Annotated in this window: 11 protein-coding genes; 6 read left to right on the top strand and 5 right to left on the bottom strand. The window is 75.6% G+C overall.

Going from position 1 to position 13,835, the window contains the following annotated elements; translation table 11 throughout:
• Nucleotides 1-33: 33 nt before the first annotated feature.
• Complete coding sequence (locus CLT75_RS07605; RefSeq protein ID WP_486485085.1) at nucleotides 34-696, bottom strand: TetR/AcrR family transcriptional regulator; 663 nt, start codon at nucleotides 694-696, stop codon at nucleotides 34-36.
• Nucleotides 697-769: 73 nt separating this feature from the next.
• Here CLT75_RS07605 and CLT75_RS07600 point away from each other — a divergent pair, with 73 nt between their 5' ends.
• Genes CLT75_RS07600 through CLT75_RS07590 form a run of 3 tightly spaced genes read left to right on the top strand, consistent with a single transcriptional unit; the run spans nucleotide 770 to nucleotide 3,990 of the window.
• Nucleotides 770-2,122: an MFS transporter gene (locus CLT75_RS07600; protein ID WP_135240134.1), complete on the top strand. Its 1,353-nt coding sequence runs from the start codon at nucleotides 770-772 to the stop codon at nucleotides 2,120-2,122.
• Between the two features lie 12 nt (nucleotides 2,123-2,134).
• Entirely contained in the window at nucleotides 2,135-3,340 is a 1,206-nt protein-coding gene (locus CLT75_RS07595) for a hypothetical protein (RefSeq protein WP_135240133.1), read from the top strand.
• Between the two features lie 59 nt (nucleotides 3,341-3,399).
• Complete coding sequence (locus CLT75_RS07590) at nucleotides 3,400-3,990, top strand: pyridoxamine 5'-phosphate oxidase family protein (RefSeq protein WP_135240132.1); 591 nt, start codon at nucleotides 3,400-3,402, stop codon at nucleotides 3,988-3,990.
• Nucleotides 3,991-3,996: 6 nt separating this feature from the next.
• On the opposite strand, the gene CLT75_RS07585 is transcribed toward CLT75_RS07590, so the two are convergent.
• Nucleotides 3,997-5,478: a peptide MFS transporter gene (locus CLT75_RS07585; protein WP_135240131.1), complete on the bottom strand. Its 1,482-nt coding sequence runs from the start codon at nucleotides 5,476-5,478 to the stop codon at nucleotides 3,997-3,999.
• 225 nt (nucleotides 5,479-5,703) lie between these two features.
• On the opposite strand from CLT75_RS07585, the gene CLT75_RS07580 reads away from it, so the two are divergent.
• Complete coding sequence (locus tag CLT75_RS07580) at nucleotides 5,704-6,045, top strand: RNA polymerase-binding protein RbpA (protein WP_007070998.1); 342 nt, start codon at nucleotides 5,704-5,706, stop codon at nucleotides 6,043-6,045.
• Nucleotides 6,046-6,214: 169 nt separating this feature from the next.
• Here CLT75_RS07580 and CLT75_RS07575 read toward each other — a convergent pair whose 3' ends face one another.
• Genes CLT75_RS07575 through lnt form a run of 3 tightly spaced genes read right to left on the bottom strand, consistent with a single transcriptional unit; the run spans nucleotide 6,215 to nucleotide 9,221 of the window.
• Nucleotides 6,215-6,754: an FxsA family protein gene (locus CLT75_RS07575; RefSeq protein ID WP_135240130.1), complete on the bottom strand. Its 540-nt coding sequence runs from the start codon at nucleotides 6,752-6,754 to the stop codon at nucleotides 6,215-6,217.
• A gap of 53 nt (nucleotides 6,755-6,807) precedes the next feature.
• Entirely contained in the window at nucleotides 6,808-7,599 is a 792-nt protein-coding gene (locus CLT75_RS07570) for a polyprenol monophosphomannose synthase (protein WP_135240129.1), read from the bottom strand.
• Between the two features lie 26 nt (nucleotides 7,600-7,625).
• Nucleotides 7,626-9,221 (bottom strand): apolipoprotein N-acyltransferase, encoded by a 1,596-nt coding sequence (gene lnt, locus CLT75_RS07565; RefSeq protein WP_486485335.1) that lies wholly within the window; start codon nucleotides 9,219-9,221, stop codon nucleotides 7,626-7,628.
• A 133-nt stretch (nucleotides 9,222-9,354) separates the two neighbouring features.
• On the opposite strand from lnt, the gene CLT75_RS07560 reads away from it, so the two are divergent.
• Entirely contained in the window at nucleotides 9,355-10,659 is a 1,305-nt protein-coding gene (locus CLT75_RS07560) for a low temperature requirement protein A (RefSeq protein WP_486485084.1), read from the top strand.
• Between the two features lie 51 nt (nucleotides 10,660-10,710).
• A complete protein-coding gene (locus CLT75_RS07555; RefSeq protein WP_135240126.1) occupies nucleotides 10,711-13,821 on the top strand; it encodes a BTAD domain-containing putative transcriptional regulator in 3,111 nt (1,036 codons plus the stop codon).
• Nucleotides 13,822-13,835: the final 14 nt, after the last annotated feature.

Raw genomic sequence — 13,835 nt, 5'->3', positions numbered from 1 at the left:
ACCGATGGATAATCCCCGGAGCGTGGGCCGGCGTCAAGGGCGGGTGTCTCCCGGGCCGCCGGCGTACAGCGCGTCGAGGAAGCGGTGCACGAACGCCCGGAACTCCCGGCGCTCCCGCGCACCCGAGCCGATCCCGGCGGCGAGCGCCACCACGTGCCCGTGCACCGCCCAGACCAGGGAACGCACCGTCACGTGCGGGGTCGGCTCGGTCAGCGCGCCGGCCCCGGACGCCGCCACCAGCAGCTCCTCGACCAGCCCGTACAGCGGGGCGGCGTAGCGGCGGTCCAGTTCGCCGTGCCGTTGCGGCTCCAGCCAGCGGCGCAGCCACAGCGCGGTCGTCTCCGGCCGGTCCTCCAGGAAGTCGACGAACACGTCCAGCAGGTCGTGCAGCGCGCGCAGCGCGTCCTGCGGGCCCGCTGCCAGGGCCGCCCGGGCGCGTTCCCCTGCTGCCTCGATGACCTCCCGCTCGGCGCTGAACACCCGGGCGAAGCAGGCGTCGTAGAGCTGCGCCTTGGTGCCGGTGTGGTGCACGACGGTGCCCGCGTCCACGCCCGCCGCGGCGGCGACGTCGCGGACGCTCACCGCGTCGAAGCCCCGCTCGGCGAACAACGCGGTAGCGGCGGCGAGCACCAGGTCACGGGTCGGCCGCTGGTCGTCGCGGCGGGGCCGGCCCGGCCGGCGGCGAGGCATGGTCATCCGGCCATTGTTACCCCTACAATCCAGCAACCGTTGGATTGGGGGCGGCGCGCCCCGAGGACAGGAGACCGCCATGACCGGGCTGGATCAGCGCTCCGACGCGGTCACCCTGCCGCGCGGCCCGCTCGTCGGGTTCGCCACCGGCTCGCTCGGCATGGGCGTCTGGGTCACCGTGCCCGGCCTGCTGCTGCTCTACTTCCTGACCGACGTGCTGGCCGTCGCGCCGTGGCTCGCCGGGCTCACGCTGCTGCTGCCGAAGATCGCCGACGTGCTGCTGCACCCGTGGATCGGGCACCGCTGCGACGTGGAGCAGGCCCGCCGGGGCCACCGCCGCCGGCTGCTGCTGGCCGGATGCGCGCTGCCACTGGCGTTCGCCGCCCTGTTCGCGGTGCCCGGCGGCCTCACCGGCGCCGCCGCCGCGGGCTGGGTGGCGGTGTTCTTCGTCGCCGGCAACCTGCTGTTCGCCGCGTACCAGGTGCCCTACCTGGCGACCCCGGCGGACCTGCGGATCGGCTACCACGAGCGGACCCGGCTGATGGCGTTCCGGATGGTGGTGCTGACGCTCGGCATCCTGGTCTCCGGGCTGCTCGCGCCGCTGCTGGCCGGCGGCGACGACGCCACACGCGACGGTTACCTGCGGATGGGCGTGGTGCTGGCGGCGGGGATGCTCGCCGCGATGCTGGTCGGCGTCGCCGGGATCGGCCGGTTGCGCCGTACCGCCGCCGACACGGCCCCGCCGCACGGCCCGGGCGGGTGGCGGGCGCTGGCGGCGAGCCTGCGGGACCGGCAGTTCCGCTGGCTGGTCGGCGCGTACCTGGCCATGTCCACCACCACCCACCTGATGCTCGCCGGGGTGCCCTACTACGCCGAGTACGAGCTGGGCCGCCCCGGACTCACCACCGTGCTGGTGGCCGCGTTCGTCGCACCCGCGCTGCTCGTCACCCCGGGCTGGCTGGCGGTGGCGCGGCGGATCGGCAAGCAACGTGCCCTGCTCGCCGGGCAGGCCGCGTTCGCCGCCGGGTCGCTGGTGCTGGCGATCGGCCGCCCCGCCGGACTGCCGGTGCTGGTGGCCGCCGTGGCGGTCCTCGGGGTGGCGTTCGCCGGCATGCAACTGCTGCCGTTCTCGATGCTGCCCGACGTGATCCGCGCGGCTGGCGGCACCGAGCGGGCCGGCACGTACACCGGGGTGTGGACCGCCACCGAGGCCACCGGTGCCGCGCTCGGCCCCTACGCGTACGCGCTGTGCCTCGCCGCCGGCGGGTTCGTGGCCTCGACCGCCGGGCAGACCGTGACCCAGTCCCCGGCCGCGCTGGACGCGCTGCGCTACGGCTTCGGGCTGCTGCCCGCCGCCGTGATGGTGGTCGCGGTGCTGCTGCAACGCCGCTACACCCTCGACGGCGCGGCCCGCGCGGACGCCGACCACTAGACTTCGCCCCCGATGGACGCCGAGCCCGCCACCGACATCCGCCCCTGCGCCCACTGCGGACGAGACGTGCCGCAACGCGCCGGCGCGGGCCGTCCGTTCCGCTACTGCCGGGACAACGACGGCGCCTGCCAGCGGGCCGCCCGCAACTCGCGGATGCGCCACCGCAACTCCCCCGGCCTGCCCGGGCAGGTGGCCCGCACCTGGGAGGCGGTGGACCGGCTCGACCAGATCGTGGAGACGCTCACCGAGGCGCTGCACGCCGAACTGTCCCCGGCCGGTGTGGAACGGCAGCTCGCCGAGCTGCGCGCGGAGACGTCCGCGCAGGTCGCCGCCGCGCACGCCGAACGCGACGAGGCCCGCCGCGAGGCCGAGGACGCCGCCGCGGCGGCGGCCCGCGAGCGGCAGCAGGCCCGCGCCGCGTACGCCGAACGCGACGCCGCCGCCGACCGCGCCGAACGGGCACAGGCCACCGCGTCCGCCGCCGCCGAGCGGGCCGCCGCCGCCGAGGACGCCCGCGACGCCGCACGCGCCGAGGCGGGCGCCGCGCAGGCGCTGCGGGTGCAGGCCGAACGCGACCGCGACTCCGCCCGGCACGAACTGCGCACGGTACGCACCGAACGCGACGCCGAACGCCGCCGCGCGGCCGAGGTGACCGCCGAACGGGACGCCGCCCGCGCCGACGCCGAGCGGGCCACCCGCTCCGCCACCGGGGCCCTGGACCGCGCCGATCAGTCCCGCGCCGAGGCGCAGGCCGCCCAGGGGCGGGCCGCCGAGGCGGAGCGCGCGGCCCGGACCGCCGCCGACCGTGCCGACGCCGAGGCCGCCGCCGCGCGGCAGGCCCTCGCCGAGCGGGACCGAGCCGACGCGGCACGTGCCGACGCCGAGGCGGCGCTGGAACGAGCCCGCGCCGAGGCGAGCGTGGCGATCGAGGCCGTCCGTGCCGAGGCTGCCGCTTCCGTCGAGCGCGCCCGCGCGGACGTGGCCGCCGCGGTGGAGCAGGCTGCCGCCCGTACCGCCGAACGGGACGCGCTGGCCGCGGAGCTGGCCGACGCGCGGCGGGCCGCGAGCGCCGCCGAGGCCCGGGCGGCCGACCTGGCCGCGCGGACGGCGGTGATCGAGGCCGACCGGGACGCCGCGCAGCACCGGGCCGGGCAGCTCGCCGACCAGGTGAGCGATCTGGCGACGGCGCTGGCGCGGCTCGGTACGCGTACCGGCTGAGCGGCCACGGGCTGGGAACGGGGCAGCGCCGCAACCGTGCCGGCGGCGAGGATCGGGGCATGGGAAAGACGTACGAGCGCATCGACGGCCGGCTGCGGGACTTCATCGAGGCGCAGCCGATGTTCTTCGTGGCCACCGCCCCGCTGTCAGGTGACGGCACCGTCAACCTGTCCCCGAAAGGGCTGCGTGGGTGCTTCGCGGTGCTCGACGAGCACACCGTGGCGTACCTGGACTTCGCCGGCAGCAACGCCGAGACCATCGCCCACCTGCGGGAGAACGGCCGGATCACGCTGATGTGGTGCGCGTTCGCCGGCCCGCCGAACATCGTGCGGGTGCACGGGCGCGGCGAGCCGGTGTTCCGCGACGACCCGCGCTGGCCCGGCCTGCTGACCCACTTCCCGGACATCGACCCGGACCCGCACGGGCTGCGGGCGATCATCGTGGTGCGCGCCGAGCTGGTTCGCGACACCTGCGGCTACGCGGTGCCGTTCATGACCTACGACGCCGACCGTGACCTGCACGAACGGCGGTTCGCCCGGGAGGACGACGCATCGCTGAGCGCGTACTTCGCCGGCAAGGACCACGTCGCCACCAGCATCGACGGGCTGCCCGGCCTGCCGTTGCCGCTGCCGCCGACCCCGGCGGGCTGAGCGCGGTCAGTGGATGCCGGCCATCAGGTGCCGGATCTGGCGGGTGAACATCACCGCGGCCAGGCCCAGCACGACCGAGGCCAGCCCGAAGGTCAGGAAGTACACCGGCTGGGACCAGGTGCCGGCCAGCCGGGCCACCTGGCCGCCGATGGCGTCGCCGACGGCGGTGGCGAGGAACCACAGGCCCAGCATCTGGCTCGCGTACTTGACCGGGGCGAGTTTCGTGGTGGCGGACAGGCCGACCGGGCTCAGGGACAGCTCACCGGCGACCTGGATCGCGTACACCGCGACGAGCCACAGCGGTGAGACCAGATCGCCGCCGACGGCGGCCTGCGCGGCGGCGGCCATCAGCACGAACGACAGGCCGTTGAGTACCAGGCCGACGGCGAACTTCGTGGGCGTGGACACCCGGTGGCCGAGTTTGAGCCACAGCGCGGCGGCCAGCGGCGCGCCGATGATGATGAGGATCGGGTTCACCGACTGCAACCAGGACGCCGGGAACGTGAACCCGCCCACCGACCTGTCGGTCTGGTCGGCGGCGAAGATGTTCAGCACCGACCCGGCCTGGTCGTAGATGAGCCAGAACGAGGCGGCGAACAGGAACAGCCACACGTACGCCTTCATCCGGCTGCGTTCGGTGCCGCTGATCTCCCGGTCGGTGAGGATCCGCGCGAAGTAGCCGACTGTCACCAGCACCGTCACCACGGTCAGCAGGTTGACCACCGTGTCGACGGTGAACCAGCCGGCCACCAGCAGCACCAGCAGGACGGCGAGCACCACGACGCTCGCCACGCCGATGCGGGTCAGCGCGCGCCGCCGGTCGGCGCCCAGCAGTGGGTCGGCCGGGCGGGCGCCGGCGTCGCCGAGGTTGCGGCGGCCCAGCACGTACTGGAGCACGCCGAAGGTCATGCCGACCGCGGCGGCGCCGAACCCGAGATGCCAGTTGATCTTCTCGCCGAGGAAGCCGGTGATCAGCGGCGCGATGAACGCGCCCAGGTTGATGCCCATGTAGAAGATGGAGAACCCGGCGTCGCGGCGCGGCGAGTCCCGCTCGTACAGGTCACCGACCATGGTGGAGATGTTCGGTTTGAGCAGGCCGGTGCCGAGCACGATCAGCGCCATGCCGGCGAACACGCTCCACCCGGTGGGGATCGCCATCACGTAATGGCCGGCGGCGATCACCACGCCGCCCCACAGCACGCTGCGCCGCGCGCCGATCAGCCGGTCGGCGACCCAGCCGCCGGGCAGCGCCATCAGGTAGACCATGGCGTTGTAGGTGCCGTACACGGCGTTGGCGCTGGAGTCGCCGAGGTTCAGTCCGCCGTCGGCGACCGCGGCGGTCAGGTACAGCACGAGGATCGCCCGCATGCCGTAGAAGCTGAACCGCTCCCACATCTCGGTGAGGAAGAGCGTGGACAGCGCGCGGGGGTGACCGAAGAAGGTCTTCCCGGCTGGTGGTCGGGCCCCGACCGGCGCGTCACTGCTCATCGTCACCTCCGGCACGCAAACAGGTGGGTAACATCCCCGTTGACAGGCGAAACACTCCACCGATTCGGCCCGGCCGGGGACGACCCCGCCGGGCAGCTGTCATGGCCGGTTACCCTTGACACTCCCGACCCGCGTACGGCCCTGCCGCCGTGGGCCGGGGAATGGGCGAGCGGTGACCGGTCGTTACACCTGAAGACCAGCACCACGAACGAGGGGAAGTCGATCATGGGCGAGCGCATGCTGCGCGGTAGCCGGCTGGGAGCGGTCAGCTACGAGTCCGACCGCAACACGGAGCTCGCACCGCGCCAGACCCGCGAGTACCTCTGCGCCAAGGGCCACCAGTTCGAGGTGCCGTTCGCCGTCGACGCCGAGGTCCCGACGACCTGGGAGTGCAAGTTCGACGGCAGCGTCGCCCGCCTGGTCGACGGCACCGAGCCGGAGCAGAAGAAGGCCAAGCCGCCGCGTACCCACTGGGACATGCTGCTGGAGCGGCGCTCGATCGCCGAGCTGGAGGACATCCTCGCCGAGCGGCTTCAGGAGGTCCGGACCCGCCGCGGTCGCGCCTGAGCACCTCCCGCAATGACCGAAAACGCCCCCGGGATCATCCGGGGGCGTTTTCGTCGCCCGGGCAGGGGCCGGCCCCGCCACTTCGGGGAGGTGGCGGGGTCGGGCGCGGTCTGCTGCCACCACCTCGGCGACGTGGAGTTGATCAAGCTGACGGCTCAGCGGGGGCGCGTCAGCGGTCGACGATCTCGCCCTCGATGGCCTTGCCCGGGTCGGTGACCGGCTGGGGCGAAGGCGCGGGACCAGGCGACGGGGCCGGAGCGGGCTCCGGGGTCGGCTGCGGCGCGCCCCGGTACACACGCACCCGGCGCGGCCCGAACAGGTCACCGGCGACCATCGACGACACCCGCCGCTCGGTGGCGCGGCGCACGCCACCACCGGCCAGCCGGCGCAGCGGCGGCACCAGCAACAGCAGGCCCACCACGCCGCTGACCAGGCCCGGCAGCGCCAGCAGCAGCGCGCCCAGCAGACCCACCAGGCCGCCTGTCACCTCGGTGCCCGGCGGGCGGCCGGCCTGCGCCGCCGCGCGGAAACCGCGCCACGCCCGCATGCCCTCGCGGCGCAGCAGCACCAGCCCCAGCAGGGACGCCCCGAACACCATCAGCACCGCCGCGCCGAACCCGACGGCCCGGCCGACCAGCACGAAAACGGTCAGCTCCAGCAGCGCGAACAGCAGCAGGGCCGGTGGTACGTACTTCAGTCCTCGGCGCATCTCACCTCATCAGCCCGGGGTCATCACGCCCCTCAAGCATGACACGCCCTCGCTCAAGGCCAGCGCGCGAGCGCGTCCGGGCGGGCGGACGCGGTCGACAGGCGGTCCCGCACCCCCCAGCGGGTGACCCGCCACAACGCCTCCGCCACGATCAGCGGGCTCATCTTGCTGTCGCCGTGTTCCCGCTCGGCGAACGTGATCGGCACCTCCACGATCCGCACCCCGGCGCGGTGCGCCAGACGCGACAGCTCCACCTGGAACGCATACCCCTGGGACCGCACCGAGTCCAGGTCGATCGCGTCCAGGGCGCTGGCCCGGTACACCCGGTATCCGCCGGTCGCGTCGCTGACCGGCATGCCCAGCGCCAGCCGCGCGTACAGGTTGCCGACCCGGGACAGCAGCAGCCGCCGCCACGGCCAGTTCAGCACCCGCGCGCCGCGCGTCCACCGGGAGCCGATCACCACGTCGGCGTCGCGGGCGGCGTGCAGCAGCGCCGGCAGGTCCTCCGGGGCGTGCGAGCCGTCGGCGTCCATCTCCACCACCGCGTCGTAGCCGCGGGAGCGCGCCCAGGCGAACCCGGCCAGGTAGGCCGCGCCGAGTCCTTCCTTGCCGGCCCGGTGCAGCACGTGCACCCCCGGGTCGCCGTCGGCGATCGTGTCGGCGATCGCGCCGGTGCCGTCGGGGCTGTTGTCGTCGGCGACGAGGACGTCCACCGCCGGCGCCGCCTCGCGTACCCGGGCGACGATGCGCCCGACGTTGTCGGCCTCGTTGTAGGTGGGGATGACCACCAGGACCCGCCCCACCCCGGGATGGCCGACCGTCCGCCTGTCGGCTGCCACGCCCACCGTCGCACCGCCTCCCGCTCGTCGGCTCAGCCGGGAGCGACCTCCCGGCGGCGGCGCAGCACGGCCGCGCCGGCCAGGGCCGCGACCGCCAGCGCCGTCAGCGCCACCTCCGGCCACACCCCGGCCGTGGTCGCCGGGGTACGGCCGTTACCGAGTTCCATCTGCCGCACCACCACCGCGGCGGTGTTGAACCCGGTCGCACCGTCTACCCGCCCGTCCGGGGAAACGAACCCGGACACCCCGACCGTGGAGGCCATCAACGCGGCCCGGCCGTGCTCCACGGCCCGCAGCCGCACCATGGCCAGCTGCTGGCGGGCCTCGGCCACGTCGAACGTGGCGTTGTTTGTCTGCACCACCAGCAGCTGCGCGCCGCCGGTGACGGTGTCCCGGACGATGCCGTCGTAGGCGACCTCGAAGCAGATCACGTCGCCGAGCACGGCCGGGCCGGTGTTCAGCACGCCGGCACGGTCACCGGGGACGAAATCGGACCGGACCCGGTCGACCTGGGAGCTGACCTTGCGGGCGATGGACCGCAGCGGCACGTACTCGGCGAACGGCACCGGATGCCGCTTCGTGTACACCTGGTCCAGATCCGGGCCGGTGCCCGGCCGCCACAGCAGCCCCGCGTTGCGCACCTCACCCCGGCCGGGCCCCACCAGCACCGCGCCGACCAGGATCGGCGCGCCGATCGCGTCGGCCGCCTCGGAGATCCGCTCCCCCGCGCCCGGGTTGCGCAACGGGTCGATGTCGCTGGAGTTCTCCGGCCACACCACCACGTCCGGACGGTCCTGCCCGCCCTCGGTGACCCGCCGCGCCAGCTCCAGCGTCGCGTCGACGTGGTTGTTCAGCACCGCCTGCCGCTGCGCGTTGAAGTCCAGCCCGAGGCGCGGCACGTTGCCCTGCACGATCGCGACGGTGACGGTGTCGCCCGCGCCGCGTACCCCGGTCGGCACGGCCGTACCGGCGGCGAGCAGCGCCACCAGCGCGGCGGTGAGCCCGGCGACGGGCCGCCACTGCCCGGGCGCACGCCGCCAGTCCCGCCACGCGGCGGTCACCAGCAGCCCACCGGCGACCGCGACGGCGAACGTGACCAGCGGGGCGCCGCCGAGCGCGGCGAGCTTCAGCAGCGGCGACGTGTCCTGGCTGAACGCCAGCCGGCCCCACGGGAACCCGCCGAACGGGGTGCGGTCACGCAGCGCCTCCTGCCCCACCCACAGCACGCCGGTGAGCAGCGGCCACGCCGCCCGGTGCCGGTCGGCCAGCGGCGACACCCAGGCGGTGGCGGCGCCCAGCAGCGCCAGGTAGGCGGCCTGCAGCAGCGACAGCAGCGCCCACGGCAGGTAGCCGGTGTGCAGGTTCGTCCACTCCAGCAGCGGCGCGAACAACGCCACCCCGGTCAGGAAGCCCAGCCCGGCGCCGGCGCGCAGCCGCCGCCGGTGCACCGCGGCGGCCAGCAACGCCACACCGACCGGCGCGAGCGGCCACCACCCGTACGGCGGGAACGCCAGCAGCAGCGCCACCCCGGCCAGCACGGCGGCCGGCACGGCGAACGTCAGCGGCAGGGGACGCGCGGCGCCGTCGCCGTGTGCCCCGTCGGTGGCACGCGGCTGTTCCCGGTCCAGCGTCGTCACCGGCTTCTCCCCACGATCACGGGCCGAAGGCTACCCGCCCGTACCGGTCGTCGGCCCGCGCCCCTGCGCCACCGATCGGACAACAGCGCCCCGGCGGGCTGAGCCCGCTGCCATGCTCGGCAGCATGAGCGCTGAGCGGGGACGGGGCCGCATCCTGCCGACCGCGCCCGGCTCCCGCGTCACCCGGGTCGAGTTGTTCTACGACCTCGTGTTCGTGTTCGCGTTCCTGAACGTCACCAACGTGCTCTCCGAAACCCTGAGCGGCAGGTCGTTGCTGGCCGGGCTGTTGCTGCTGTTGCTGCTGTGGTGGTGCTGGGTGTCCTTCGCCGCAGTGGGCAATGTCGTCCGTACCGACCAGGGGGTGATGCCGCTTGTCGGCGCGGTGACGGTGGCGGCCCTGTTCGTCCTGACCCTGGCCATGCCGGCGGCGTTCGCTGACGGGCCGGCGCAGCGGCAGTCCGGGCCGCCCGCCGCGGTTCTGTTCGCCTGCTGCTACCTCGTCATCCGGGCGGCCCAGGTGCTGGTGTTCCTGGCCCGCAGCAGCCGCCGCGGACGGACCGCCGTGCGCCTCGGCCTGCCGCCGCTGACCAGCGTGGCGTTGATTCTCGCCACCGCGGCCCTGCCCGAGTCGCCCCGGCAGACCTGGGCGACGTGGCTGCCGCTGGCGCTGTGGCTGGCCGCGCTCTGCATCGAATACACCTCCGGGGGTCTCGCCCCCAGCGCCGGGCTGACGGTCGTGTCCGCCGCCCACTGGGCGGAGCGGTACGCGCTGATCCTGCTCATCGCGCTCGGCGAGTCGATCATCTCGCTCGGGCTGGGGCCGAAGCTGAACGCCGGCCTGCCGGCCACGTGGCCGGTGATCGTGGCGTCGGTGCTCGGCGTCACCATCATCGCGTCGCTGTGGTGGCTGTACTTCGACAGCCTGGCGCCCGCGCTGGAGCAACGGCTGCACCGCACCCGCGACGTCCGCGCCCGGGCGGCGCTCGCCCGCGACGTCTACGCCTACCTGCACCTGCCGCTGATCACCGGGATCATCCTGTTCGCCCTCGGCCTCAAGCGTTACCTCACCGCCATCTCCCACCCGCACGGTGATCCCTGGCGGGAACACGCCGCCGCGCTGGACAGCCGGGTGCTGATCGCCGGGGTGGTCATCTACATGTCGGGGCTGCTGGCGCTGGGGGTGCGCGTGACACACCGGATCTCGGCGGTACCCACCGCCGTGGTGGTCGCGATGGCCGTGGGACTGCCGTGGGCCGGCCGGCTGCCCGCGGTGGCCGCGCTGGCGATCCTGGCGGTGGCCGGCGTCTCGGTGGTCCTGCTGGGCCTGCGGTCGAGTGACCCGTGGCGCAGCCAGGTGCGCCGGACCGCGCTGGAGGAGCAGGTCGCCGCCGAACAGGAGCAGTCCGAATGGCGCCGGCACCACCTGTGACCGGCGGGTGGGGAGTGTGGGCGTCGCCGGCGACAGGCGACAATCGGGCGCATGCGGTTCGGTGTGCTCGGCGCGACCCAGGCGTACGCGGCCGACGGCAGCGTGCTGCCCGTCGCCGGTGGGCGGCTGCGCGCGCTGCTGGTGCTGCTGCTCCTCGACGCCGGCCGCACCGTGGCGCCGCAGCGTCTCGTCGACGGCGTGTACGGCGACCGGCCACCCGAACAGGCCGCGAACGCCCTGCAGTCGCAGGTGTCGCGGCTGCGCCGGCTGCTACCGGGCGCGCCCATCGAGTTCGGCCCGGCCGGCTACCGGCTGGCGATCGATCCGCAGCGGGTCGACGTGCACCGGTTCACCGGGCTGGCCGCGGCCGGGCGGGCGGCGCTCGCCGCCGGTGACCCGGCCGGCGCGGCGGCGCTGCTGCGCGACGCGCTCGGCCTGTGGCGCGGCGAACCCCTCGCGGACGTGACGGGCGCGCCGTTCGCCGACACCGAGGCGGCCCGGCTGCGGCAGGCGCGGCTGGCCGCGGTCGAGGACCGCGTGGAGGCGGAACTGGCGCTCGCGCCGGCCGGCGCACCGCTGATCGCCGAGCTGCGGGACCTGGTGGCGGCGCATCCGCTGCGGGAACGGCTGCACGGCCAGCTGATGCGAGCCCTGCACGGCGCCGGCCGCCGCGCCGAGGCGCTCGCCGTCTACGCCGACGCCCGCCGGGTGCTGGCCGAGGAACTGGGCACCGACCCGTCGGCGGAACTGGCCGCCCTGCACACGGCGCTGCTGCGCGACGACGCCGCGCCGGCCGCCCGGCTGCCCAGCCCGCTCACCAGCTTCGTCGGCCGGGAACCGGAGCTGCGGCGGGTCCACGACCTGCTCGGCGCGGCGCGGCTGGTCACCCTGCACGGCCCGGGCGGCGCCGGCAAGACCCGCCTGGCCACCGCCGTCGCGTCCGGCCACGACGGGCCGGTGTGCCTGGTGGAGCTGGCCGCCGTGGCGCCCGGCGCGCCGGTCGCGCCCGCGGTGCTGGCCGCACTGGACCTGCGCGACGCCGCCCTGCGCACCCCCGGCGGCCCCGCCGACCTGACCGGCCGGCTGGTGGCGGCGCTGGCCGACCGGCGGCTGCTGCTGGTGCTGGACAACTGCGAGCACGTGATCGACGACGCGGCCCGGCTGACCGGCCGGCTGCTCGCCGCCGCGCCCGGACTGCGGGTGCTCGCCACCAGCCGGGAACCGCTGGGCCTCACCGGCGAGGCGTTGTGCCCCGTCGGCGGGCTGCCCGCCCCGGACGGGCCGGCCGCACCGGAGGCGGCGGCCGCCTACCCGGCGGTGCGGCTGTTCACCGACCGGGCCGCCGACGTGTCGCCCGGGTTCACCCTCGACGCCGCCACCACCCCGGCGGTGCTGCGGATCTGCCGTACCCTCGACGGGCTGCCGCTGGCCCTGGAACTGGCCGCGGCGCGCCTGCGGGCCCTGCCGGTGACGCAGGTCGCGGCCCGGCTGGACGACCGGTTCCGGCTACTGCGCCGCGGCGACCGCACCGCGGCGCCCCGCCACCGCACGCTGGAGGCGGTCGTCGGGTGGAGCTGGGACCTGCTCGACGAGCCGGAGCGGCGGCTGGCCGCCCGGATGAGCGTGTTCGCCGGCGCCGCCGACCTGGCCGCCGTGCAGGCGGTGTGCGCGCCGGACGCCGGTGACGTCCTGGACGTGCTCACCGGCCTGGTGGACAAGTCACTGGTGGAGGCCACCGGCGAGCGCTACCGGATGCTGGAGACGATCCGCGAGTTCGCGGCGGCTCGCCTCGCCGAGCACGGCGACACCGGGCGGGTACGCGACGCGCACGCCGCGTACTTCCTGGATCTGGCGCAGGCCGGTGACGTGGCGCTGCGCGGCGGCGGCCAGGAGCGGTGGCTGCGCCGCCTCGACGCCGCCCGCGACGACCTGCACGCGGCGCTGCGGCACGCGGACACCGCGACCGGGCTGCGGCTGGTCGCGGCGCTGACGTTCTACTGGTGGCTGCGGGGCCTGCGCGGGGAGGGCGCGGCGCTGGCCCGGCGGCTGGTCGACCGGCTCGACGGCCCGCCCGACGGCCTGGCCGAGGAGTACGCGCTGGCCCTGCTGATCGCCACGCTCGCCGGTGGCGGCGAGCGCAGCGAGGTCGACGCCGCGTCGCGGATCCTGTGGACCATGGCCCGGCCGCCCCGGCATCCGTTCCTGCTCTACCTGTCCGGCATGGCCAGCGGTCCGCCGTCGCCGGAGGACGCGGCGGCGCTGCACGAGCAGGCCGTCCGGGACCGGCTGCTCGGCGCCGACCCGTGGAGCCGGGCGCTGGGCCTGCTGGGCACCGCGATGGTCAGCCTGCTGCACGGCCGTCACGCCCAGGCCCACGCCGACCTGGACGACGCGCTCGCCGGTTTCCGGGCCCTCGACGACCGCTGGGGCATGATCGTGACGCTGTCCACCCACGCCGAGGCGGCCTACCGCACCGGTGACGTGGCGTCGGCGGCCGCGCCGATGGCGGAGGCGCTGGAGCTGGCCGAGCAGCTCGGCTCCACCCTGGACCTGGCGGAGCTGCTGCGGACCCGCGCCGACGGGCGGCTCGCCGCCGGTGACCTGACCGGCGCGGCCGAGGACTTCCGGCGGGTGCGGCGCATCGCCGGGCCGGCCGGCGCGCCGGAGCTGGTCGCCGCCGCGTACCTGGGGCTCGGCGAGATCGCCCGCCGCGACCGGGATCCGCAGCGGGCGCGGACGCTGTGCGAGCGGGCGGTCGCGCAATGCCCGTCGGGCTGGTTCGGCGCCGATGTGGTGCGGCTCGCGGCGCTGGTGACGCTCGGGCAGCTCGCCGACGCCACCGGCGACCCGGCTGCGGCCCGCGCCCACTACCGGCAGGTCCTCACCGCCGGCGTCGGCGTGTGGGACGTGCCGGTGGTGGCCGCCGCCGCGGACGGGCTGGCCGGGCCGCTGCTGCGCGACGGCGACCCCGAGTCGGCGGCCCGGCTGCTGGGCGCGGCGGCGGCGCTGCTCGCAGGCACCGGCGCCGCAGACGCCCCGGCCGGCACACCCACCGCCGCCGAGCTGCGGGAACACCTGGGTGAGGCGGGGTTCGCCACCGCGTACGCCCGGGGCGCGGACCTGCCCCGGCAGCGGGCGCTGGCGCTGGTCGACGGGCGCTGACCGGCGCGGCGCCG

The organism is Micromonospora sp. CNZ285, from assembly GCF_004637285.1.
The sequence above is the reverse complement of the archived record's forward strand: the minus strand, read 5'-3'. Positions and strand labels throughout refer to the sequence as shown.